General features: G+C 73.9%; 21 protein-coding genes. 9 read left to right on the forward strand and 12 right to left on the reverse strand.

Going from position 1 to position 23,766, the window contains the following annotated elements:
* The first annotated feature begins 154 nt into the window (after positions 1-154).
* Positions 155-1,870 carry a SulP family inorganic anion transporter gene (locus tag ACWF41_RS03030; protein ID WP_380323152.1) on the forward strand — a complete coding sequence of 572 codons (1,716 nt, stop codon included), beginning with the start codon at positions 155-157 and terminating at the stop codon, positions 1,868-1,870.
* A gap of 67 nt (positions 1,871-1,937) precedes the next feature.
* On the opposite strand, the gene ACWF41_RS03035 is transcribed toward ACWF41_RS03030, so the two are convergent.
* Together ACWF41_RS03035 and ACWF41_RS03040 are read right to left on the reverse strand one after the other, a co-directional pair.
* A complete protein-coding gene (locus ACWF41_RS03035; protein WP_380346877.1) occupies positions 1,938-3,761 on the reverse strand; it encodes an alkyl/aryl-sulfatase in 1,824 nt (607 codons plus the stop codon).
* Between the two features lie 33 nt (positions 3,762-3,794).
* Entirely contained in the window at positions 3,795-4,466 is a 672-nt protein-coding gene (locus tag ACWF41_RS03040) for a GAP family protein (protein ID WP_380315448.1), read from the reverse strand.
* A gap of 164 nt (positions 4,467-4,630) precedes the next feature.
* Here ACWF41_RS03040 and ACWF41_RS03045 point away from each other — a divergent pair, with 164 nt between their 5' ends.
* Together ACWF41_RS03045 and ACWF41_RS03050 are read left to right on the forward strand one after the other, a co-directional pair.
* Positions 4,631-6,523 carry an alkyl/aryl-sulfatase gene (locus ACWF41_RS03045; protein ID WP_380315451.1) on the forward strand — a complete coding sequence of 631 codons (1,893 nt, stop codon included), beginning with the start codon at positions 4,631-4,633 and terminating at the stop codon, positions 6,521-6,523.
* Between the two features lie 87 nt (positions 6,524-6,610).
* A complete protein-coding gene (locus ACWF41_RS03050) occupies positions 6,611-8,500 on the forward strand; it encodes an alkyl/aryl-sulfatase (protein ID WP_380315454.1) in 1,890 nt (629 codons plus the stop codon).
* Here the strand turns inward: ACWF41_RS03050 and ACWF41_RS03055 are convergent.
* Genes ACWF41_RS03055 through ACWF41_RS03065 form a run of 3 tightly spaced genes read right to left on the reverse strand, consistent with a single transcriptional unit; the run spans position 8,490 to position 9,925 of the window.
* The gene (locus tag ACWF41_RS03055; protein ID WP_380315457.1) at positions 8,490-9,143 is read right to left on the reverse strand and encodes a Pr6Pr family membrane protein; all 654 of its coding nucleotides are present in this window, start codon (positions 9,141-9,143) and stop codon (positions 8,490-8,492) included. The two genes, ACWF41_RS03050 and ACWF41_RS03055, sit on opposite strands and share 11 nt — an antisense overlap.
* A gap of 57 nt (positions 9,144-9,200) precedes the next feature.
* A complete protein-coding gene (locus ACWF41_RS03060) occupies positions 9,201-9,557 on the reverse strand; it encodes a DUF202 domain-containing protein (protein WP_380315460.1) in 357 nt (118 codons plus the stop codon).
* 5 nt (positions 9,558-9,562) lie between these two features.
* Positions 9,563-9,925, reverse strand: a complete 363-nt coding sequence (locus ACWF41_RS03065; RefSeq protein WP_380315463.1) for a YidH family protein — start codon at positions 9,923-9,925, stop codon at positions 9,563-9,565.
* An 89-nt stretch (positions 9,926-10,014) separates the two neighbouring features.
* Between ACWF41_RS03065 and ACWF41_RS03070 the strand changes: the two genes are divergently transcribed.
* Entirely contained in the window at positions 10,015-10,806 is a 792-nt protein-coding gene (locus ACWF41_RS03070; protein ID WP_380315466.1) for an isocitrate lyase/PEP mutase family protein, read from the forward strand.
* Between the two features lie 7 nt (positions 10,807-10,813).
* Here the strand turns inward: ACWF41_RS03070 and ACWF41_RS03075 are convergent, their stop codons facing one another.
* Both ACWF41_RS03075 and ACWF41_RS03080 read right to left on the reverse strand, forming a co-directional pair.
* Complete coding sequence (locus tag ACWF41_RS03075) at positions 10,814-11,470, reverse strand: glutamine amidotransferase-related protein (RefSeq protein WP_380315469.1); 657 nt, start codon at positions 11,468-11,470, stop codon at positions 10,814-10,816.
* A gap of 60 nt (positions 11,471-11,530) precedes the next feature.
* A complete protein-coding gene (locus ACWF41_RS03080; protein WP_380315472.1) occupies positions 11,531-12,571 on the reverse strand; it encodes a S66 family peptidase in 1,041 nt (346 codons plus the stop codon).
* 171 nt (positions 12,572-12,742) lie between these two features.
* Between ACWF41_RS03080 and ACWF41_RS03085 the strand changes: the two genes are divergently transcribed.
* Positions 12,743-14,317 (forward strand): HNH endonuclease signature motif containing protein, encoded by a 1,575-nt coding sequence (locus ACWF41_RS03085; RefSeq protein ID WP_380315475.1) that lies wholly within the window; start codon positions 12,743-12,745, stop codon positions 14,315-14,317.
* Between the two features lie 26 nt (positions 14,318-14,343).
* Here ACWF41_RS03085 and ACWF41_RS03090 read toward each other — a convergent pair whose 3' ends face one another.
* A complete protein-coding gene (locus ACWF41_RS03090; protein WP_380315478.1) occupies positions 14,344-14,979 on the reverse strand; it encodes a LuxR C-terminal-related transcriptional regulator in 636 nt (211 codons plus the stop codon).
* Positions 14,976-16,190, reverse strand: coding sequence for a sensor histidine kinase (locus tag ACWF41_RS03095; protein ID WP_380315481.1), 1,215 nt, complete (start codon positions 16,188-16,190; stop codon positions 14,976-14,978). Before ACWF41_RS03095 ends, ACWF41_RS03090 begins: the two co-directional genes overlap by 4 nt.
* A 163-nt stretch (positions 16,191-16,353) precedes the next feature.
* Here ACWF41_RS03095 and ACWF41_RS03100 point away from each other — a divergent pair, with 163 nt between their 5' ends.
* From ACWF41_RS03100 to ACWF41_RS03110, 3 genes are read left to right on the forward strand one after another with little or no spacing between them, the layout of a single operon-like run.
* Positions 16,354-17,451, forward strand: coding sequence for an ABC transporter permease (locus tag ACWF41_RS03100; protein WP_380315484.1), 1,098 nt, complete (start codon positions 16,354-16,356; stop codon positions 17,449-17,451).
* Positions 17,452-17,503: 52 nt separating this feature from the next.
* Positions 17,504-18,199 (forward strand): ABC transporter ATP-binding protein, encoded by a 696-nt coding sequence (locus ACWF41_RS03105; RefSeq protein ID WP_380315487.1) that lies wholly within the window; start codon positions 17,504-17,506, stop codon positions 18,197-18,199.
* Positions 18,200-18,229: 30 nt separating this feature from the next.
* Complete coding sequence (locus ACWF41_RS03110) at positions 18,230-18,649, forward strand: DUF2871 domain-containing protein (protein ID WP_380315490.1); 420 nt, start codon at positions 18,230-18,232, stop codon at positions 18,647-18,649.
* On the opposite strand, the gene ACWF41_RS03115 is transcribed toward ACWF41_RS03110, so the two are convergent.
* Positions 18,579-20,309, reverse strand: a complete 1,731-nt coding sequence (locus tag ACWF41_RS03115) for a DHA2 family efflux MFS transporter permease subunit (RefSeq protein ID WP_380315493.1) — start codon at positions 20,307-20,309, stop codon at positions 18,579-18,581. The two genes, ACWF41_RS03110 and ACWF41_RS03115, sit on opposite strands and share 71 nt — an antisense overlap.
* An 86-nt stretch (positions 20,310-20,395) precedes the next feature.
* On the opposite strand from ACWF41_RS03115, the gene ACWF41_RS03120 reads away from it, so the two are divergent.
* Positions 20,396-20,911 (forward strand): HsmA family protein, encoded by a 516-nt coding sequence (locus ACWF41_RS03120; protein WP_380315496.1) that lies wholly within the window; start codon positions 20,396-20,398, stop codon positions 20,909-20,911.
* A 38-nt stretch (positions 20,912-20,949) separates the two neighbouring features.
* On the opposite strand, the gene ACWF41_RS03125 is transcribed toward ACWF41_RS03120, so the two are convergent.
* Together ACWF41_RS03125 and ACWF41_RS03130 are read right to left on the reverse strand one after the other, a co-directional pair.
* A complete protein-coding gene (locus ACWF41_RS03125; protein ID WP_380315499.1) occupies positions 20,950-22,206 on the reverse strand; it encodes an arginine deiminase in 1,257 nt (418 codons plus the stop codon).
* A 35-nt stretch (positions 22,207-22,241) separates the two neighbouring features.
* Complete coding sequence (locus ACWF41_RS03130; protein ID WP_380315502.1) at positions 22,242-23,696, reverse strand: basic amino acid/polyamine antiporter; 1,455 nt, start codon at positions 23,694-23,696, stop codon at positions 22,242-22,244.
* Between the last annotated feature and the right edge of the window lie 70 nt (positions 23,697-23,766).

Here is a 23,766-nt window from a genome sequence, read left to right on the forward strand (position 1 = left end):
CGGGCGGCGCCCGGACGTCATCCACGACACTGCCCGAGGACGCTGCCGCACGCGCGCGGAGGCCGCACCACCGATGACGGTGTCTGCGGTCGCGGCGTCCCCGCTGGTGGGGCAGGGTGCTGGGTGCATCCCCGGCCGGCACAGGAGGGCAGCAGTGAGCGAGACGAGCGACGCGAGCGACGCGACAGGGGGCCGGAAGGCCAAGGGGGGCCGGAAGATCCCCCGGCCGACGCCGCGCGACGTCGTCTCCGGCTTCGTCACCGGCCTGTTCTCCATCCCTGAGGGCATGGCGTACGCGACGGTCGGCGGGTTCTCCGCCCCGATGGGTCTGTGGTCGGGCGCGGTGCCGACCGTCATCGGCTCGGTGTTCTCTCGCACGGTGCTGATGGTCACGACGCTGACCAGCGCCATCGCGCTGTCGGCCAAGAGCGTGCTCACCGACGCCGGCCTGGACCCGGGCGACGTGGGCGCCGTCGCCGCGCTCACCGTGATCGTCGGGCTGTGGATGCTGCTGCTCGGGCTGCTGCGGCTCGGGTCGGTGATGTCGTTCGTGTCGACGGCGGTGATGACGGGCTTCACGGCGGGCATCGCCGTGCAGATCGTCGCGGGCGTGGTGAAGGACGCCACGGGGTACACCCCGGAGTCGCACAACACGATCGCCAAGCTGGTGGAGGCCGTGGTGCACGTGGGCGACTGGGACGGCCCGACCGTCGCCGTCGCCGTCGCCACCGTCGCCGCGTGGGCGGCCCTCAGCCTGGTGCCGCGGCTGAGGAAGACGGCGACGCTGCTGTCCCTGCTCGTGGTCACCGTCGTCGTCGCGCTGCTGGGCACCAAGGTCGAGCTCGTCTCCGACATCGCGGCGATCCCGCGCTCCCTGCCGCCGTTCACGCTGCCGGACGTCGGCTCCCTCGGCCCGCTCGTCTCCGGCGGGCTCGCGATCGCGCTGGTCGCCCTGGCGCAGGCGGCGGGCATCGGCGCCGCCGTGCCGAACCCGGACGGGTCGCGCACCGACGTCTCGAAGGACTTCACCGCGCAGGGCCTCGCCAACGTGGCCGGCGGCTTCTTCGGCGCCCTCCCCACCGGCGGCTCCCTGTCCCGCACGGGCGTCGCGACGAGCGGCGGCGCGCAGACCCGCTGGGCCGGCATCTTCTCCGGCGTGTGGCTCATCGTCATCGTGCTGGCCGTGGGGCCGCTGGCCGGGTACATCCCCATGGCCGTGATCGGCGGCCTGCTGCTCGTCATCGGCGGCGAGCTGGTCGTCGGGCGCTGGGCCGACGTCGTGCTCGTGTTCCGCACGTCGTGGCTCTCCGCCGCGGCGCTGGTCGTGACGTTCCTCGCCACCACCCAGCTCCCGCTGCAGCAGGCGATCTTCCTGGGCGCCGGCCTGTCCATCGTGCTGTTCGCGGTGCAGGCGGCGAAGCGCGGCCGCATCGTCGAGCTCGCCCCGACGGGCGACGGCGGCTTCCGGGTCGCGGACGCCCCCGCGACCCTGCCGAGCGGGCGCACCACCGTGCTGCACTACATGGGCTCCGGCTTCTTCGCCGAGGTGAACCGCCTCGAGGAGGAGTGGCCGCACACCGCGGAGGTCCACGACGCCGCCCTCGTGATCTCGCTGCGGGGGTCCGTGGGCATCCCGTCCACCACGTTCCTCAAGTCGCTCGACCGGCTCCTGGACCGCTGGCACGACCACGGCGTCGAGGTGGTCGTGTGCGGGGTCCCGGACGCCCTCGCCCGCCGGTTCGCCGCCGGCGGCGTGTCACGACGGCTGCAGGACTCCGTCATCCCCGAGTCCGAGGTGCTCTTCGACGCCGTCCGCGAGGCCTACGACCTCGCCGAGCGGCGGCGCCGAGAGGGCGCCGCCTCGCCCTGATCGATCACCGCCCCCCGCATGGCGACGGCGGCCCGCGGAAACCGCCGGGCCGCCGTCGTCGTGGTGGTCAGGGTGCGACGACCTCGAAGTTGGCGTCGGGCTTGCCGAGGACGGCCGCGAGGCGTGCCAGGACGCCGAGGTCGCCGGTGTGCTCGAGGTCGCTCGCCGGGGCCCCGGCGGCGATGCCGAGCAGCTGGCGCTTGGTGAGCGTCAACGCGAGGTCGGCGCCGTCGGCGCTCTCTTCCCCCGGCTCGGTGACGAGGACGCCGTTGGACAGCGTGGTGCGGTAGCGCGCGTCGGCGTCGGTGAAGTGCCAGTCGATGACGAAGTGCTCGTCCCAGGCCTTCGGGCCGTCGACGCGGATCGCGAGAGTGTCGAAGATCTGCTCGAGGGTGAGCGCCACCGCCATCCCGCTGCCGAAGTCCATCTCGGTCCTCAGGACGCCGTGCCGCAGCTCGTGCGCGCCGACGAGGTAGAAGTTGCGCCAGGTGCCGTTCTCGGCGCCGTGCCCCAGCCGCTCGAGCACGTCCGCGAGCGCCGCCTTCGCGTCGGCCGACTCCGGCGCAGCGAACACGGCGTGGCTCAGCAGCTGCGCGGCGAACCGCAGGTTGCCGTTCTCGGCCTGCTCGCGCCCCTTGGCGATCGTCGCGTCGAGGCCGCCGATCGCCTCGACGTACGCGGCGCCCGCCTCCGACGGGGGCAGCTCCCACAGGTGCGCGGGGTTGCCGTCGAACCAGCCGAGGTAGCGCTGGTAGATCCCCTTGACGTTGTGGCTCACGGAGCCGTAGTAGCCGCGAGCGTGCCAGGCGTTCTCGAGCGCCGGGGGGAGCTGGATCCGCTCGGCGATCTCCGAGCCGACGAGGCCTTCGTTGAGCATCCGCAGGGTCTGGTCGTGCAGGTAGGCGTACAGGTCCCGCTGCTCGGTCAGGAAGGTCACGATGTTCTCGGTGCCCCAGGTGGGCCAGTGGTGCGAGGCGAACGCGACGTCGGCGTCGCGGGCGAACAGGCGGATCGCCTCGCCGATGTAGCGCGACCAACCACGTGCGTCGCGTACCTCGGCGCCGCGGAGGGTGATCAGGTTGTGCAGGTTGTGGGTCGCGTTCTCCGCGAGGCACAGCGCCCGGCGGTCGGGGAAGGCGAAGTTCATCTCGGCGGGCGCCTCGGTTCCGGGCGTGATCTGGAAGACGATCCGCACGCCGTCGAGGGTCAGCTCCTGGCCGGTCTCCGTGATGTCGACCGTGGGCGGCAGCAGGGACACCGTGCCCATCGACGCGGTGAGCCCGAGACCGGTGCTGACCAGGCCCTCCGGCCCCGTCGGCAGGGCGGCACCCGTGTGGTACATCCCGCGGCGGGTCATCGCCGTGCCCGCGTACACGTTCTCCGAGACGGCGTGCTCGAGGAACCCGGCCGGCGCGACGATCGGGACGTCCGCGCCCTCGGGCACGACGCCCGCGACGCCGCCGAAGTGGTCGACGTGCGAGTGCGTGTAGATCACGGCCACCACAGGCCGCTTACCGCGGTGCGCCCGGTAGAGGTCGAGCCCGGCCTTCGCCGTCTCGACCGACACCAGCGGGTCGATGACGATCACGCCGGTGTCGCCCTCGACGAGGGTCATGTTGGACAGGTCGAGCCCACGCACCTGGTAGATGCCGCCGGTGACCTCGAAGAGCCCGTTCTTCTGCACCAGCTGCGACTGCCGCCACAGCGAGGGGTTCACCGTGGGCGGGCAGTCCCCTGTCAGGAAGTCGAACCGGGTGTTGTCCCACGCGACACCACCACCCGGCCCGGCGATCTGCGGAGGGTCGATCGTGGCGATGAAGCCCCGGTCCGCGTTCTCGAAGTCGGTCCGGTCGTCCCAGTCCAGACCCGGGTTGTCTTCCACGAATCCCATCGGTGCGCCTCCTCGGCTGTTGAGAAACCAGGGTCAGAGTGCCGTGATGCCGTCGCCGATCATCTTGGCGCCGATGACGAGCAGCAGGACGGCCATGATCACGGCGTTGTTCTGGACCATCCAGGTCTTCAGGCCGTCGAGGACGGCCGCGGCGCGCTCGCCCATCGCCAGGTAGATCACCAGCGGCGTGACGACGCCGGCGCTGGCGATCAGCGCGAACACGACGGCGGCCACGACCTGGGCGTTCGTGTCGCTCGGGGCGGCGGCGGCGATCGCGGCACCGCCGGAGACGACGAGCAGCAGGTTCTTCGGGTTGACGGCGCTCAGCAGCACCGCGAGGCCCAGGGCCTTGCCGGGCGTGAACCGGTCGATGGCGGCCATCCACTTCGGGGTCTCCGGCTCGACGCCCTCGCGCGGCCGCCCGCGCCACTGCTTCACCGCGACCAGCAGGAGCAGCAGGCCCAGCACGATCTTGACGATCGCCGCCCACAGCGGCGTGCCCTCGTCGTCCGGCACGGCGGAGCCGGCGAGCACCGCGACCAGGCCGACGACGACCAGCACCGCCACGAACCAGCCGACCAGGAACGCCGCGGCGTTCGCCTTCGCGCGCTCGCTGACGAGCATCAGCACCACCGCGACGATCGGCAGCGGGCTGATGAGCACGCCCACCGCTACCGGGAGGGACTGACCGATCGCTGCACCCACGTGTTCTCCTCGTCCCGGTGGTCGACGGCGCCGCGGGTGGGCGCCGCCGCTCAGACGGTAGGCACGCGCCCCGGGATCCGCTCGTCGAACGGGACGTCGCGACGTCACAGCACGAAGGCGCCGTTCACCGCGCGCCCGCGGGCACCCGGTGCCACCCTGGCGCCATGCCGAGCACTCCGAAGCCAGCCACGCCCACGATCGCCGCCCAGCAGCAGGAGGTGCTCCGCACCCTGCCGTTCGCCGACACCCAGGACTTCGAGGACGCCACGCGCGGCCTCCTGGGCAAGCGGACGCCGAACGCGATCACCAACGCCGAGGGCGCCGTCGTCTGGGACAACGACACCTACGACTTCATCCAGGGCGACGCGCCCGACACCGCCAACCCCAGCCTGTGGCGGCAGTCGAAGCTCAACGCGGTCCAGGGGCTCTTCGAGGTGGTGCCCGGCATCTACCAGGTGCGCGGCTTCGACCTCGCCAACGTGACGTTCATCGAGGGCGACACCGGCGTCCTCGTCCTCGACCCGCTGGTCACCGAGGAGACCGCCGCCGCCGCGCTGGCGCTGTACCGCGAGCACCGCGGCGACCGCCCGGTGACGGGCGTGCTGTACACGCACCCGCACGTCGACCACTTCGGCGGCGTGCGCGGCGTCACCACGCAGGAGGACGTCGACGCCGGCCGGGTGCCGATCGTCGCGCCGGCGGAGTTCACGGAGCACGCCGCGTCGGAGAACGTGTACGCGGGCACCGCGATGGCCCGCCGCTCGGCGTACATGTTCGGCGCGGCGCTTGCTCGCGGCCCGCAGGGCGCGCTCGGCACGGGCCTGGCGCAGACGGTGGCGACCGGCAACATCACGCTCATCGCCCCGACGCTCGACATCACCGAGACCGGGCAGACCGAGACCATCGACGGCGTCCGGATGGTGTTCCAGATGGCGCCGGGCACGGAGGCGCCGGCCGAGTTCCTCGTCTGGTTCCCCGACCACAAGGCCCTCTGCTCCGCCGAGGACGCCACGCACACGCTGCACAACCTGCTCACCCTGCGCGGCGCCCTCGTGCGCGACCCGCACGCCTGGGCCGGCTACCTCACCGAGACCATCGACCTGTGGGGCGACGAGGTCGAGGCCGTCTTCGCGTCGCACCACTGGCCCACCTGGGGCAACGAGCGTGTCGTGAAGTTCCTCTCCGAGCAGCGCGACCTGTACGCCTACCTGCACGACCAGTCCCTGCGCCTCATCAACCAGGGCTGGACGGGCATCGAGATCGCCGAGTCGCTGAAGCTCCCGCCGGCCCTCGAGAACTCCTGGCACGCGCGCGGCTACTACGGCTCCGTGAGCCACAACCTCAAGGCCATCTACCAGCGGTACATGGGCTGGTACGACGGCAACCCTGCTCACCTGTGGCAGCACCCGCCGGTCGAGCAGGGCAAGCGGTACGTCGAGCTCGCGGGCGGCGCCGACGCCATCGTGGACAAGGCGCGCGCGTCGTTCGACGGCGGCGACTTCCGGTGGGCGGCGGAGATCCTCAGCCACGTCGTCTTCGCGCAGCCCGACCACGCGGCGGCCCGCGAGCTGCTGGCGGACACCTTCGAGCAGCTCGGGTACGGCGCCGAGAACGGCGTGTGGCGCAACATCTACCTCTCGGGCGCCACCGAGCTGCGCAGCGGCAAGTTCGGGACGCCGACGGTGTCCGCGTCGCCGGACGTCATCTCCGCGCTCACCCCGGAGATGCTGTTCGACGCCATCGCGATCCAGGTCGACGGACCCCGCGCGTGGGACGAGAAGCTCACGATCGACGTCGTGCTCACCGACACGGACGCCCGCTACCGGCTCCGCCTCGCCAACGGCGCCCTCACGCACAGCGCCCGGCCGCAGAAGGGCGACGCCGACCTCACGCTCACCACGACGTCGCGCGCGCTGCCCGCGCTCGCCCTCGGCGGCGTGACCCCGGACGGGCTCGCCGAGGCCGGCATCCAGGTCGACGGCGACGTCAGCGTGCTCGGCCGGCTCACCGCCGTGCTCGACCCGGGCGACCCGGACTTCTCCATCGTCACGCCCTGACCTGCATCGCCGCGAGCGCCCCGTCCGACCTGCTCGGGCGGGGCGTTTCGGCGCGCGCGAGCGCCCAGCCGGTGCCAGCCTGGCGCCATGCCGAGCACACCGAAGCCAGCCACGCCCACCATCGCCGCCCAGCAGCGTGAGCTGCTCGGCAGGCTTCCCTTCTCCGACACCCAGGACTTCGACGACGCGTCCCGGGGCTTCCTCGGCCGCCGCACCCCGAACGCCGTCACGAAGGACGACGGCACCGTCGTCTGGGACAACGACACGTATGCGTTCCTCGAGGGCGACGCCCCGGACACCGTGAACCCGAGCCTGTGGCGGCAGTCGAAGCTGGTCGCGGAGCAGGGCCTGTTCGAGGTGGTCGAGGGCATCTACCAGGTGCGCGGGTTCGACCTGTCGAACGTCACGTTCATCGAGGGCGACACGGGCGTCATCGTGCTCGACCCGCTGATCTCGACCGAGACAGCGGCCGCCGCCCTCGCGCTGTACCGCGAGCACCGCGGCGACCGCCCCGTCACCGGCATCATCTACACGCACTGCCACGTGGACCACTTCGGCGGCGTCAAGGGTGTCACCACGCAGGAGGACGTCGACGCGGGCCGCGTGCCCGTGCTGGCGCCCGCGGACTTCACGGAGCACGCCGTCGCGGAGAACGTGTACGCGGGCACGGCGATGGGCCGCCGCGCGGGCTACATGTACGGCGCGGCACTCGCCCGCGGCCCGCAGGGCCAGGTCGGCGCCGGCCTGGGGCAGACGACGTCCACCGGAACCGTCACGCTCATCGCCCCGACGCTCGACATCACGACGACCGGGCAGGAGGAGACGGTCGACGGCGTCCGCATGGTGTTCCAGATGGCGCCGGGCACCGAGGCCCCGGCCGAGATGCTCATCTGGTTCCCGGACCACAAGGCGCTGTGCGCGGCCGAGGACGCCACGCACACGCTGCACAACCTGCTGACGCTGCGCGGCGCCGTCGTGCGCGACCCGCACGCCTGGGCCAACTACCTCACCGAGACGATCGACCTGTTCGGCGCGGACGTCGAGTCCGTCTTCGCGTCGCACCACTGGCCCACCTGGGGCAACGAGCGCATCGTGACGTTCCTGTCCGAGCAGCGCGACCTGTACGCGTACCTGCACGACCAGACGCTGCGCCTCCTGAACAAGGGACTCGTGGGCTCCGAGATCGCCGAGCAGCTGCCGCTGCCTCCGGCGCTGGAGAACGCGTGGCACGCGCGCGGCTACTACGGATCGGTGAGCCACGACATCAAGGCGATCTATCAGCGGTACATGGGCTGGTACGACGGCAACCCCGCGCACCTGTGGCAGCACCCGCCCGAGGAGCAGGGCAAGCGGTACGTCGAGTTCATGGGCGGCGCGGACGCCGTGGTGGAGAAGGCGCGCGCGTCGTTCGACGCCGGGGACTTCCGTTGGGTGGCGGAGGTGCTGAGCCATGTCGTCTTCGCGCAGCCCGACCACGCCGGGGCGAAGGAGCTGCTCGCCGACACGTTCGAACAGCTCGGGTACGGGGCGGAGAACGGCACGTGGCGGTCGGTGTACCTGTCGGGCGCCACCGAGCTGCGCAGCGGGAACTTCGGCACGCCGACGCAGACCGCGTCGGCGGACATCGTCGCGCACCTCTCCCCCGAGATGCTGTTCGACGCCCTCGCGATCCAGATCGACGGCCCGAAGGCGTGGGACCACCGCGTCACGGCCGACGTCGTCCTCTCCGACGCGGCCGCGCGCTACCGGCTCCGGCTCGCGAACGGCGCGCTCACCTACAGCGCCCGGCCGCAGCCCGACGCCGCCGACGTCACCATCACCACGACGCGGGCCGCGCTCCCTGCCCTCGCGGGAGGTCTGGACCCGGCGCGGCTGGCCGCGGCGGGCATCGAGGTCTCGGGCGACACGGCCGCGCTGGCGAAGGTGCACGGCATCCTCGACCCGGGCGACCCGGACTTCGCCATCGTCACGCCGTGAGCTGAGGGTCCCTGACCTCAGGGACCGCCACCCCCGGGACGAGGGGGCGGGCGGGGAGCAGCCGGTCGACGCCGACGATGAGCAGCCCGAGCACGTAGAAGGCGCCGCCGTAGACCACCAGGTTGATCCCCAGCCCGCCCCACCCGAGGGCGTCGAGGTCGATGAAGCCGTACGGGTACGCGCTGCCCGGGCTGAGCTGGCCGCGCAGCAGGATGAATCCGAAGTACAGCACCGGGAACAGCATCCACAGCCCCGCGTGGCGCAGGCGGGCGCGGCGGTGCGGGTCGAGCAGCAGGAAGTCCAGGACGACGGCGATCGGCAGCGCCCGGTGCTCCACCTGCCCGTCGGTCAGGCCGAGGAAGACGGCGGGCGCGTCCGGCGACTCGGGCGCGAGGACCAGCCACGCGACCAGGCCCGTGATCGCGGCGGCCAGGGTCACCAGCCCCTTCGCCCACACCGGCGGCTGCTCCCGGCGCAGCAGCGTCGCGACGCCCGCCCATCCGAACACCGCCACCGCGAGGAAGCTGGTCAGGTTGGTGAAGTACACGAAGCCCTCGACGTCGCCGTCGCGCCAGATGGCGCGCGTGCCGACGAGGCCGAGGACGGCGACGAAGAGCCGGAACAGGCCGACGATCACGAACATGGGCGTAGTGAACCAGACCGGGCGGCCACGGCGGCACGTCGTCCTCGGGGCTCGTCCTCAGAAGACCAGGATCGCGACCAGCCCGGCGAGGCCGAGCAGCGCCGTCCCCGCGCACATGACCACGATCCGCCGCCCGTGCCGCAGCCGCGGCTCCTCGGCGCCCAGGTGCCTTGCCGTGTGGTGCGCGTGCCGCCGGGCGAACCACCACAGCGGCGGCGTGAGGACGAGGCCGACCGCGGCGGCGAGCGCGAACGACGACAGCCCGTCGACGCCCGGCAGCGTCTGCCACGCCACCGCGCAGGCGGCGGTGAACGACAGGAGGGTGCGCCGCCACGCGAGCGAGGTGCGCTCCACCTGCAGGCCCCGGTCTCGTTCGGGGCCGACGAGCGGCGGGTCCAGCGGCGGCTCGGCCATCGCGGTCAGTGCAGCAGCAGCGCGAGCAGCACGAGGATGCCCACGACGGTGATGGTCAGGACCAGCACGAACCCCGTGATCGCGCCGGGCAGCGGCCCGTGCTCCCGCATCGCGCGCTCGGAGCGGGCCCACTCCACCGCCGCGGCCACCGGCACGACGGCGCCCGCCACGAGCAGCACGACCGCCGCGGTGAGACGCAGGTGCGGCTCCATCGGCAGGTCCAGCGTCTCGAGCGCGGTGCCGCCCGCGATCAGCCCGAGGGCGGTGCGCAGCCACGCCAGGATCGTGCGCTCGTTGGCGAGGGAGAACCGCGGGTCGGGCTCCGTGCCCTGCTCGTAGACCCACCGGGGGAAGCGCTCGCGGCTCACGAGGCCCGAGCCTATCGACCGCCGCGGGGCACGTCGCGGCGACGGCGGCGTGGGGGCGGGCGTCGGGGGCGGTGGCTAGGTTCGGGCGCATGACCCTGCGCGCGGACTTCCTGGCCCTGCACCGCCCCGGCGACCCGCTCCTGCTGCCGAACGCCTGGGACGCCGGGTCGGCGCGCCTCCTCACCGCGCTCGGCTTCGCCGCCGTCGCGACGACGAGCAGCGGGTTCGCCGCGACGCTCGGCCGGCCCGACGGCGCGACCACCCGCGAGGAGACGCTCGCCCACGCCGGCGCGCTCGCGGCCGCCGTCGACGTGCCGGTGAGCGCCGACCTGGAGAACGGCTTCGCGGACTCCCCCGCGGGGGTGGCGGGCACCGTGACCGAGGCCCGCGGGACCGGCCTCGCGGGGTGCTCGGTCGAGGACGCCACCGGGCGCGCGGACCAGCCCCTCTACGCCCGGCCCGCCGCCGTCGAGCGCGTGGCCGCCGCGGCCGAGGCCGCGGGGGACCTGGTGCTCACGGCGCGCTGCGAGAACCACCTGCACGGCCGGGACGACCTCGCCGACACGATCGCGCGGCTCCAGGCCTACCAGGAGGCCGGCGCCGACGTGCTGTACGCGCCCGGGCTGCGCGACGCGGCCGCGATCGCGACCGTCTGCCGCGAGGTGGACCGGCCCGTCAACGCGCTGCTCGTCGCGGGCGGCCCGACGCCCGCCGAGCTGGCCGCCGCGGGGGTCGCGCGGGTCTCCGTCGGCGGCACGTTCGCCTGGAACGCCCTGTCCGCGCTGGTCGACGCCGCCCGCGAGCTCCAGGCCGGCGGCGTCGGGTTCCTCGACCGCACCGGCCCGGCGCGCGAGGTCATGCCGCGGGCGTTCCGGGGCTGACGCGCGCTCAGAGCGCGGCGGCGAACGCCCGCACCAGCGGGTGGATCGGGCGCCCGGCCGACGCCCCGATGTGCGGCTGGAAGAGGCTGGCCACGAAGAAGGGGTGGTCGGCGAGCTCGAGCACCTCCGCGCCGGCGTCGTCCGCGACGGCTCCCACGACGACGCCCACCGCCTCCAGCGCCGCGACGGCCTCCGCCGTCGGGGCATAGCCACAGAAGTGCATCCCGGCGAACGGCTCGCCCACCCACGACGCGAACCGCGTGCCCGGCACCGGCGTCACGACGCGCTCCTCGCCGTACAGCGAGCATGCGAGCGCCGCCACGACGTTGTCGTCGGCCTCGCCGTCGGACTCCGCGTGCGTCGCGGCCCTCCCCAGCAGGCTGCGCGTGAGCTCGACGACCGCGTACTGCATCCCGGCGCACGTGCCGAGGAACGGGATCCCGCCCTCCCGGGCGGCCGTGATCGCGCGCAGCACGGCCGCCTCGTCGGCGTACGGCGAGCCGGGCACGAGCCAGATCCCGTCGTACGCGCGCACGTCGAACGGTGTGTCGGTGGGCACCCACACGGCCTCCACGCCGAGCTCGTCCGCGAGGCGCGGGACGAGGGCGGCGAGCTCCCGGTGGCTGGTGTGGTCTCCGTGGTCGCCGAGCAGCGCGAGGGTCACGGCGCCACGGTAGCGCAGCCCGTTCCCCATGGTCAGGGCCCCATGGTCAGGGCCCCGCGGTCAGGGCACCAGGCGCTGGGTGATCACCGACCCCTCGGGCCCGTGCTGCACGCGCGCGAGCGCACCGTTCACCAGCGCGAGGTACGGCGGCACGTGCCCGCACTCGACGTCCGCGAGGATCGGGATCCCCAGGTCACCCAGGGCGTCGCGGGCGGCGTCGTGCAGGGTGAACCCCTCCGAGTCCGGCGCGTGCGTACGGCTGATCAGCACCGCGTTCGCCGCGTCGAACCAGCCCGCGTGCCGCATCGCCCACAGGGCCCGGCCGACCTCGAGCGCCTCCCACTCGAGGATGTCGAGGTACACGACCAGGCCCTCGGGCGCGTGCTCCGTCGCGAACCGGGCCACGTCGCCGTACGGCGTGCCCGCGAGCAGGGAGACGGTCTCCAGGCAGCCACCGATCAGCCGCCCCTGGACGTCCACGGGCGCGCCCGGGTCCTCGCCGTCGAGCCGCAGCCACGCGCCCTCCGCGTCGAGGGTCCAGGTGTGGACCTGCGGGTCCTGCTCCCAGTCGTCCCAGCCCGACGAGCGGTACCGCCGCGGCGAGCGCTGCACCAGCTGCCCGCCGTCCTGCGCCGAGGCGGCGACGTCCCACCAGCCGACGATGCCCTCCGGCACGTCGTAGGGCGTGTCCATGAGGTTCTGGCCGTGCAGCGTGGCGACCCCGGTGCGCAGGGTGAGCGGCAGCTGCAGCGTCGAGATGTCCGAGTACCCGACCAGCCACGTCGGGTCCGCGCCCAGCGCGTCCCAGTCGAGGCGGCCCAGCAGGTCCGTCGCCAGCTCCCCGCCCCACGGCGGCACGACGGCACGCACCGCCGGGTCGGTGAGCATCGCGGTGAGCTCCGCCGCGCGCAGGTCCGCCGGTGCGCTGACGACCCCGTCGCCCGACGGCGTGGCTCCCACCTGCACGTCGTAACCCTTCGCGCGCACGACGTCGACGGCGTGGTCCAGCCGCGGCAGCAGCGGGGCGGGCACGCCCGACGACGGCGCGGTCACGCCGATCGTGTCGCCGGGGCGCAGGGGGCGGGGGTAGCGGATCGTCATGACCGGACCTTGCCCGACCCGACGGCTCCGCGGCAACGGCATTCGGCGGCCGCGACGGTTGTCCACAGGCGGGGCATCGGGCCTGGTGCGAGGCGTGAACCTTCGCTAGGCTCGAACACGTGTTCGAGCCCTTCTCGAACCGCCGACCGACGACGAGGGGGTGAGGCGCGCATGTCCGCTGCGGTGCTCGACGGCGCGGTCGACGACCTTCCGGTCGTCACCACGCCCTGGGACGACGCGCTCTCCCCGCCCGGACCGACGACGGTGCACGACGTCTCGGCCGCCCTCGACGACGTGGCCCGCCTCCAGTCGCGGATCGACGCGCTGGAGGGCGAGAAGCTGCTCGCCGTGGAGCGCGCCCGGCGCGCAGCCGTGCGGTGCGAGCCCGACCTCCTGGCGGGCGAGGAGCTGCGGGTGCTGCGGGCGGGCACGGCGCGTCGGCACCAGCTCGCCCGGCGGGCGTTCGTCGCGGACGTCGCGACCACGCTGCGACTGAGCGAGCGGGAGGCGGACCACCTCGTCGAGACGGCGCAGACGCTCACCTCGTCGGGATCCGCGACGCTAACCGAGCTCCGCCGCGGCCGGATCGGGGCCCGCCACGCGACGGCGATGGCCGACGTCCTCGCCGACCTCCCCGACGCCCAGGCCCGCGCGGCCGTGCAGGCCGAGGCGCTGCCGCGGGCCGCGACGGCCACACCGGCCCAGTTCCGCGCCCACCTGCGCCGCGCCCGCGACCGCGCACACCCCGAGCCGTTCACGCTGCGGCACGCGAGGGCGGCGGCGAAGCGCGGCGTGTTCGTCGACCCCGCCGCCGACGGCATGGCCTGGCTCAGCGCCTACCTCCCCGCCACGACCGCCCACGCGGCCCACGACCGGCTGACGACGGCCGCTCGCACCGCCCGCGAGGCCGGCGACCCGCGCACGGTGGCCCAGCTCCGCGCCGACGCATACGCCGCCCTGCTACTGGCGGACGCCGCCCCCTCGGCCGCGGCGCGACCCGGGTCTGCGACCCCTGCCGTCACCGGCACCTCCGCAGGTGCGCAGCCCGGCGCAGGCCGTGCAGGCCGTGCAGGCGAGTCGGCGGGCGCGCCCGCGGGCGAGGCAACGGCGTGCCCCGTCCCGGACCTCGCCGACCATGCACGTCGGATCGTCCCCCGCGTGCAGATCACCGTGCCGGTGATGGCGCTGCTCGGCCGCTCCGAGGACGCCGCCGAGCTCACGGGTCACGGCGCGATCGACCCGGAGGTCGCGGCGTTCCTCACCGCCCGGGCGCCGTCGCTGCGCCGGCTGCTGGTCGACCCGGCGTCGGGCGAGCTGCTGTCCGCCGACCCCGGCACGTACACCGTCCCGGCGGCGCTGCGCGTCTACCTGGAGGCCCGCGACGGCACCTGCCGCTTCCCGGGCTGCACCCGCGCCGCCGCCCGCTGCGACGTCGACCACACCGTCGCGTGGGCCGACGGAGGGCGCACGACCGCGGACAACCTGGCTCATCTGTGCCGCCGACATCACGTGCTGAAGCACGAGACCCGCTGGCGGACGCGGCAGGAACCGGACGGCACCCTCGTGTGGACCTCACCGACCGGACGAGTCGCCCGCGACCCCGTCGCCGACCCCGTCGACCTCACCGGTCGGGAGCTGGTCCCACCGGAGCCGCCGGACCCACTGGGCTCAGCGGACCTACCAGGCTCAGCGGACCTACCAGGCTCGGCGGACTGGGCGCCGGAGCTGGGCGACCCACCGTTCTGAGCCGTCACCGCGCTCGGGTCGTGCCGTCAGAGCATCCCGCGCTCGCGGGCGACGGCGGCGGCCTCGGTGCGGGACTGCGTGCCCAGCTTGGTGTTGATGTGCGCCAGGTGGGACTTCACGGTGGCGACGGAGACGAACAGCTCGCGCGCGATGGCGTCGTTCGACCGGCCGGCGGCGACGAGGCGCAGCACCTCGAGCTCGCGGGCGCTGAGGGTCTCGCCCGGCGACCGCATACGGCCGAGCAGGCGACGCTGCACGTCGGCCCCGAGGGTGACCTCGCCGGCGGCGGCGGACCGGATGGCGCGGGCGAGCTCCTCGGTGGGCGCGTCCTTGAGCAGGTAGCCGGTGGCGCCGGCCTCGACGGCGGCGAGGATGTCGGCGTCGGTGCCGTAGGTGGTCACGACGAGCACGGGGGTACCGTGCCGGTGCACGACGGTGCCGGTCGCCTCCGCACCGCCGAGCCGGCTCCGCCCCGGGCCCGCGTCGCCGAACCTCAGGTCCAGCAGCACGACGTCCGCGCGGCCGCCGTCGTCGAGCCAGGCCAGGAGGTCCTCGGCGGTGCCGGTCTCGTGCACGACCCGCATGTCCGGCTGGCCGTCGACGACGGCGCGCAGCCCGGCGCGCACGACGGGGTGGTCGTCGGCGAGCACGACGTCGATCACGGGGCGTCCTCCGTCCTGTCCACGGGCAGCGTGACCGCCAGGGCGGTTCCCGCGCCCGGCGAGGTCTCGAGCGTGACGGTGCCACCCAGCTCGTGCGCGCGCGACCGGACGGAGGGCAGGCCGAAACCACGCCCGGACGCTCCCGCGGCGGTCGCGGCGACCTCCGGGTCGAACCCACGACCGTCGTCCACGACGTCGAGGGTGACGGTGTCCCGCTCGTACGTGAGCGTGAGGCGGGCGCGGCCGGCGCCCGAGTGCTGCACCACGTTCGCGAGCGCCGACTGGGCGACGCGCAGCAGCGCCGTCTCGACAGGCACGGGCAGCGGCCGCACGTCGCCGACGGTGTGCACGGACACGTCCAGCGGCTGCCGCTCGGCGACGCGACGCAGGGCCGCGACGAGGGTGGTGCGGTCGAGGTCGGGCGGCGTGAGGTCCTGCACGACGCGGCGCGCCTCGGCGAGGCTGTCGCGGGCGGCCCCGCGCGCCTGGTCGACGAGGTCGTGCGCCCTGTCGTCGTCGGTGCCGACGGCGTCGTCGGCGGCCCGCAGCAGGAGCTCGATGGCGGACAGCGACTGGGCGAGGGTGTCGTGGATGTCGCGCGCCAGGCGCGCCCGCTCGTCGGTGACGGCCCGGTCCCGCTCGGCCTGGGCGAGGTGCTGGCGCACCTGGGTCAGCTCGTCGACGGTCCGCTGCCGCGTCTGGGACTCGCGCACGAAGGCCTCGATCCCCAGCACGACGCCGACGGCCACGGCGCCGCCGAGCACCGGGCCCAGCACGAAGCCGGTCCAGGGGTCGTCGGCGTCGGCCTGCACGAGCAGCCCCTCGGCGACGGCGAGCGCCGTCGTCACGGCCACCGCGACGACGCCGCGGTGCGGCCCGAGCACGTGCATCTGCAGGATCATCAGCGGGAACGCGAGCCACAGGGCGGCGGGCGAGAGCCAGAGCAGCACCACCCACGGGAGCAGGAGGGCGGCGATCCACGCGGTGTCGGGCCACCAGGCGCCGCGCGGGGTGTCGACGGCCCGGTCGTGCACGCGCACCGCCCGGCGTCCGACGACGTACACGGCGACGAGCACGGCCGCGACGACCACCGAGGGCCACGTCCGCCCCGGCGGGGCCTGCAGCACCGCGACGACGGCGAGCGCCGCGAGCAGGACGTCGAGCCCCAGGATGAGGGCGCGCGTCGCCGACGGCTGGGGGTGGCGGATCACCCCGTCCACGGTAGCCGGACGGGGCGCGGGCGCATCGTCCGAAAGGTGGAGCGGGCGGACCGTCCTTCGGCGCCGCAGGATCACCCCGGGTCCCGATGATCGCAGGCGCCCCGACGCGGAGGCTGGAAGCAGTCCGGAACACCCGTCCTGTGGAGGTCATCTCGTGTTCGTCGCCCTGCGCGATCTGAAGCATGCCCGCGGCCGCTTCGTCCTCATGTCCGTGGTGATCGTGCTGATCACCTTCCTCGTCACGTTCCTCGCGTCGCTCACGGCGGGCCTGGCCCGGGAGTCGACGTCGGCGGTGACGGACCTGCCCGCCGACCACCTCGCCTTCTCCATGCCGGCCGCCGGCGACGACCCGGAGTTCACGGCGTCGCGCGTGACGCCCGACCAGTGGGAGGGCTGGGCCGACGCGCCGGGCGTCGAGTCGGCAGAGCCGTTGGGCCTGGCGACGACACGCGCCGCCTCGGACAGCACGACGGCCTCCGTCACGGCGCTGGGCGTGGCCGACGGCTCCACCCTGGTGCCGGGCGGTGGCCACGTCGACCCGGGCACGGTCGTGCTCACCCCGGGCGCGGCGGATGCCCTCGGCGCGAGCACCGGCGACACGGTCACGCTCGGCGGCGCCGAGCTCACGGTCGCGGCCACGGTCGACGCCGACGAGTCGTTCTCCCACACCCCGGTGGTGTGGACCACGCTCGACGACTGGCAGGCGGTCGGCGCCCGCGGCGCGGCCGGCGGCGACGACGTCGCGACGGTGGTCGCGCTCACCACGGCGGACGACGGCCTGACCGACGCCGCCCTCACCGACACCGACGCCGCCCTCGGCACGACGACGGTGACGACGTCGGACGCCCGCTCGGCGGTGGCGTCGTTCGCCGGGGAGAACACGTCGCTGTCGACGATGCAGGCGTTCCTGCTGGCCATCTCCGCGCTGGTGGTGGGCGCGTTCTTCACGGTGTGGACGATCGGCCGCTCCGGCGACATCGCGGTGCTCAAGGCGCTCGGCGCCTCCACCCGCTACCTGCTGCGCGACGCTCTCGGCCAGGCGGCGGTGCTGCTGGTCGGCGGCGTCGCGGTCGGCACCGCGCTGACGGTCGCGGGCGCGTCCCTGCTGCCCGACGTCGTCCCCGTGGTCGTCACGACCGCCACGACGCTCGTGCCCGCCGTCGGCCTGGTGCTGCTGGGCCTGGTGGGCGCGGCGGTCTCGGTCGCCCGCATCACCCGCATCGACCCGCACGCCGCGCTCGCGGCGCGCTGACCCGCCCCCGACCACGCCTGCCGCCGACCTACGCCACCCCTGGAGGATCCCGATGGACCTGCACCTCGACCACATCACCCTCGTCTACCCCGACGGCGACGGCACCCTCACGGCCGTGGACGACGTCGACCTCGCCGTGCCCGCCGGCACGACGACGGCGCTGCTCGGCCCGTCCGGGGCGGGCAAGTCGAGCCTGCTGGCGGTGGCCGCCGGGCTGACGAACCCGACCCGCGGCACGGTGCGGTTCGGCGACGACGTCGTCTTCTCCCCCACCACGACGGTCGCCGACGCGACCCGTGCCCGCCTGGACCGCATCGGCATGGTGTTCCAGTCGCCGCAGCTGCTGGGCTCGCTCACCGCCTTGGAGCAGCTGGAGCTGCACGCCCACCTGCGCGGGCGCCGGCCGGCGAGCGTGCGCGCCCGCGCCATGGAGCTGCTGGACGCCGTCGGTGTGGCCGACCACGCGGCCAAGCGGCCCGCGCAGCTGTCCGGCGGGCAGCGGCAGCGCGTCGCCATCGCGCGCGCCCTCGTCGGGCGGCCGGAGGTGCTGCTGGTCGACGAGCCGACGTCGGCCCTCGACCACGAGCGCGGCACCCGGGTGGTCGAGCTGATCACCGGCCTGGCCCGGGAGACCGGTGCCGCCACGCTGCTGGTGTCGCACGACGCGTCGACGCTGGCCAGCGTCGACGCCACCGAGCGGATGCTCGACGCCCGCCTCGAGGCGAGCACCCCCCTCGCCACGCTCTGACCGACCCGCACCACAACCCGGAGGAATCCCGTGCAGAAGCTCTACGTCGCCGCCATCGTCTACGCCGTGCTCGGCCTGGCCGCCGGCCTGTTCTACCGGGAGTACACGGTGGCGCAGGACTTCACCGGCAGCACCCAGCTGGCCGTGGCCCACACCCATCTGCTGGCCCTGGGCTTCATGGTGATGCTGATCGTGCTGGCTCTCGACGCCGTCCTGAAGATCTCGGGGACCCGGTCGTTCTCCTGGTTCTTCGCCACCTACAACGCCGGGCTGCTGATCGCGGTGGGCGTCATGGTCTGGCACGGCATGCTGCAGGTCCAGGGCCAGACGGACGTGAGCGCCGCCATCCCGGGGATCGCCGGGGTGGGGCACATCCTCCTCACGGTCGGTCTCGTCTCCCTGCTCGTGTCGCTGCGTCGCCCGGTGCGCCGGGCGGTCGAGCGGCGCTGACGGGCTCGCTGCTGACAGGCTCGGCGCGGCGGGACGCCCGCACGACGGCGCCCGCCGCGGCGAGGCCGAGCAGCAGGAACACGCCGGCGACGAGCAGCGAGCCCCGGGTCGCGTCGGCGAACCCGGCCGACAGCGCGTCCACGACGTCGGGCCCCTGCTCGCCGAGCGGCCCCTGCGTCCCCTGGGCCCGCAGGCCGGTGATCGCGTTGCCCGCGGACCCGCTCGTGGCGTCGGCGAGCTGCGCAACCTGGTCGTCGGGCAGGCCCTGGCCGTCGAGCGACGCCGGCACGGTGGTCGCGAGGAGCACGGCCAGGGCCGTCCCGACCAGGGCGGTGCCGAGCGCCGACCCCACCTGGCGCACGGTCGACTGCGTCGCCGACCCCTGGCCGGACTGTGCGGGCGGGACCTGCGCGAGCGTCGTGCTGGTGAGCTGCGCGGAGGCGAGCCCCAGCCCGACGCCGTAGACGACCAGCACCACGGCGAGCAGCCACGGCGAGACGGTGGGCGTCACGACGAGCGCGACCGCGCCGACGCCCACGACCTCGAGCACCAGGCCGATGACGACGACGAGCGGCGCGCCCACCCGCGCGGCGAGGTGGCGGGCCGACGCGCCGGACGCGAACGCGCCGAGCGCCATCGCGGCGAGCACGAGCCCGGCGCCCATCGTGGACAGGGCCAGCACGTTCACCAGGAAGAGCGGCAGCACGAAGATGATGCCGAACTCGCCCACGGCGACGGCGGTCGCCGTGACGTTGCCCCACCGGAACGTCGGGATGCGGAACAGGTCGAGGTCGAGCAGCGCGGAGCGGCCCACGCGGGCCCGGTGCCGCTCCCACACGACGAACAGGACCAGCAGCACCACCCCGACGGCGAGGAGGACAGGCACCGGGGACACCGGCGCGGACGTCGACCACGTCAGCCCGAGCACCTCCAGGTCCGCCTTCGGCGCCCACCACCCGAGCGTCTGGCCCTCGATGAGCCCGAACACCAGCGCGCCGAACCCCAGCCCCGAGAGCAGCAGCCCGTCGACGTCGAGTCCCGGCACGTTCACCGTCGTCCGCGTCTCGGGGACCCACAGGTACGCGCCCACCACGACGGCGACGCCGACGGGGATGTTGACGAGGAAGATCCACGGCCAGGTGAACGACGTCGTGAGCCACCCGCCGGCCAGCGGGCCGATCGCCGCCGCGCCGGAGATCACCGCGCCCCAGACGCCGAACGCCGCGGCGCGGTCCTTGCCCCGGAACGTCGCGTTGACCGTCGACAGCGTCGTGGGCAGGATCGCCGCCGCGCCCAGGCCCTGCACCAGGCGGCCGCCGATGAGGGCGCCGCCGTCCGAGGCGGCCGCGGAGAGCAGCGAGCCGACCAGGAACAGGGCCACCCCCACGACGAGCAGCCGGCGCCGCCCGAGCCGGTCGCCGAGCCGGCCCGCGGACAGCAGCAGCCCGGCGAGCACCACGGCGTAGGACGCGCTGACCCACTGGGCGTCGCTGAGCCCGAGGCCCAGGTCGGCCACGATGTCGGGGATCGCGACCGCCACGATCGTGCCGTCGATGACCACCATCGACAGCGCGACGGACAGCACCACCAGGGACCGCCAGCGGTTGTCGTGCACCCTCTCGTCGGGTCGGTCGTCGGGTCGGTCGTCGGTCGCGTCCATGCCCTGCCCCCCTCGGCTGCGATGTGCGCCGCGCTGCACCGCGCACGTCACGACACACTGTCAGGTCACGGCCCGGGGTGCTCCCCGTGGGGCTCCACCTTTCGGATGATTCCGGGCCGGCCGCCGCGCGCTCGCCCCCGTCGGCTGCGACGCTGACCACGAGGGACGCACGCCGGTCACCCCGTCCACCCGTCGTCGAGGAGAGGAGTGCCGATGCTCGCGCTCGCGATCGTCGTCATCACGCTGGCCCTGGTCTTCTCTACACCGTCGGCGTCTGGGCGGAACGCCTGCAGGGCACGCTGAAGCCGTGGCACGCGGTCGCGTTCGGCGTCGGCCTCGTGTGCGACGCCACCGGGACCGCCCTCATGAGCCCCATCGCCGACACCTCCGACGGCCCCGCCAGCGCCTTCGACACGGTCATGATCTGGACGGGCGGGCTGGCGATCGCGCTCATGGCCGTCCACCTCGTGTGGGCCGTCGTCGTGCTGGTCCGCGACCGCGAGGCGGAGAAGGCCAGCTTCCACCGGTTCAGCATCGTCGTGTGGGCGATCTGGCTGGTCCCGTACGTCACCGGCGCGATCGGCGCGATGACCGCGGGCTGACGCCGTGGCCCGCCGACGGTCCGCCGGCGGGCCGTCCGTCACCAGTCCAGCGGGTCCCGGGAGATCGGGCAGGTCATGCAGTGCCCGCCGCCGCGGCCGCGGCCGAGCTCGGCCCCGACGATGGTGATCACCTCGACGCCCGCGCGGCGCAGCGCCGCGTTGGTCAGCGTGTTGCGGTCGTAGGTGAAGACGACGCCCGGCTCCAGGGCGACGGCGTTGTTGCCGGAGTCCCACTGCTGCCGCTCGGAGGCGTACGCATCGCCCGCCGTCTCGACGACGCGCAGCCTCGGCAGCCCCAGCGAGCGGGCGACGACGTCGACGAACGGGGTGTCGCCCTCGTCGGTGACCTCGACGCCCGGCGCCTTGTCCGACGGCCGCAGGGTGAAGGCGTGGATGCCGTCGACGATCGTCGGGTGCACGGTGACGAGGTCGCGGTCGGCGAACGTGAACACGGTGTCCAGGTGCATCGCCGCGCGCAGCCGCGGCATCCCGGCCACGACGACCTGCTGCACGTCGCCGCCGTCGAACAGCGCCTTGGCGAACTGCGTGATGCCCTGCCGCGACGTGCGCTCGCTCATGCCGATCAGCACGGTGCCGTTCCCGACCGGCATGACGTCGCCGCCCTCGATGGTGGCCTGCGCCCAGTCCTGCTCCGGGTCGCCCCACCAGACCTTCGAGCCGGAGTACTCCGGGTGGAAGGAGTAGATCGCCTTCATCAGCAGCGTCTCGTCCTTGCGCGCCGGCCAGTACAGCGGGTTGAGCGTGAGCCCGCCGTAGATCCAGCAGGTGGTGTCGCGCGTGTACAGCGTGTTGGGCAGCGGCGGCAGCAGGTACTCCGGCGTCCCCGTGGACTCGCGGGCGAGGTTCACGTAGTCGCTGCGGAAGTCCGGGGGCAGGTCGTGGGTGGACAGCCCGCCGATGAGGAACCGCGACAGCTCGCGGTCGCTGAGCGAGTCCAGGTACGCGCGCGTGCCCTCGACGAGCCCCAGGCCCACCTGGTTCGGCACCACCTTGCGGTCCAGCAGCCAGTCCCGCGCCTGCGGGATCGCCATCGTCTGCGCCAGCAGGTCGTGCAGCTCCACGACCTCGACGCCCCGGTTGGTCAGCTTGTTGACGAAGTCGAGGTGGTCGCGCTGCGCGGACTCCACCCACATGACGTCGTCGAACAGCAGGTCGTCGGAGTTCGTGGGGGTCAGGCGCTCGTGCGCGAGCCCCGGCGAGCAGACCAGCACCTTGCGCAGCCTGCCGACCTCCGAGTGGACGCCGTGGGCGGGGGCGGACGGTGCGGAGGTCATGGGCAGAACCTTTCGGTCGGACGACGGACGGTGCGTTAGATCGAGATCCAGCCCGCGACGAGCCCGATCACGGCGAGCACGGCGACCGCGACCACCACGACGAACAGCACCAGCTCGGCGGGGCTGAAGACCCGGCGGCCCTGCTCACGACGGGTCATGACGAACAGGATCGTCGCGGGGGCGTAGAAGAGGAACGAGACCAGCACGAGGCTGAGGCCGGCGGCGAAGACCAGGAAGGCCGTGTAGACGGTCGCGAGGACGGTGACCACCAGGTCGCCGCGCAGGGTGGACGGCGGCGCGCCGTCGTAGGTCTCGCGGGTCGCCCGCAGCTTCACCGCGTAGAGCGCGGCGAGCAGGAACGGGATGAGCGTCATGACGGCGGTCATGTCGAGGGCGAAGTCGAACGCGTCCTCGGAGAAGTAGGTGAGGACCAGCACGACCGTGGACAGCGAGGTGCTGAGCAGCAGCGCGTTGACCGGGACGTCGCGATCGGTCTGCCGGGCGAGGAAGCGCGGCATGTCGCGGTCCTTGGCGGCGACGAACAGCACCTCGGCCGCCATGAGCGTCCACGCCAGGTACGCGCCGAGCACGGAGATGATGAGGCCGACGCCCACGAAGACGCTGCCCCACTCCCCGACGGCCGCCTCGAGCACGCCCGCCATCGACGGCTGGCGCAGCTCGGCGATCTCGGCCATCGGCATGATGCCGTACGACACGATCGTCACCGACGCGAAGATGGCGAAGACGCTGAGGAAGCCGAGGATCGTGGCGCGGCCGACGTCCTCGCGGCGCTTCGCGTGCCGGGAGTAGACGCTCGCGCCCTCGACGCCGAGGAACACGAACACCGTCACCAACATGGTGCCGCGCACCTGGTCGAACAGGGAGCCGGCGTAGTCGGCGCCGCCCCAGTTCTCCGCGAACGCGCTGGGGTCGAAGACGAACAGGGCCAGCAGGACGAAGACGATGATGGGGATGACCTTGGCGACGGTGACGATGCGGTTGATCGCCGTCGCCTCCTTGATGCCGCGCCGCACCAGCAGGAAGAACAGCCACAGCCCGACGGCGGACAGGACGAGCGCGAGCACCGTGTCCCCGGCGCCCAGGGCCGGGATCCACTGGCCCAGCGTCGACATGATGAGCACCCAGTAGGTGACGTTGCCGACGCACGCGCTGGCCCAGTAGCCCGCGGCGGCGAAGAAGCCGGTGTACTCGCCGAAGCCGGCCTTCGCGTACGCGTACACGCCGGCGTCGAGGTCGGGCTTGCGCATCGCGAGGCGCTGGAAGACGAACGCGAGCATCAGCATGCCCGCGCCCGCGACGACCCACGCGATGAGGGCGCCCATGACGCCCGTCTCCTGCGCGAAGCGGCGCGGCAGCGAGAACACGCCGGCCCCGACCATCGACCCGACGACCATCGCGGTGAGGGTGAGCAGCGAGACCTTCGTGGTGGCGGAGCTTCCCGTGGTCGCCGTCGTGCCCTCGTGCGCCATCCTTCGTGCCCTCCTCCGAGCGGTGCCGCGACCGATCGTCGCACCGTCGCGGCAGGTCCGCGCGCCGAGC

This window comes from Isoptericola sp. NPDC055063 (assembly GCF_053608125.1).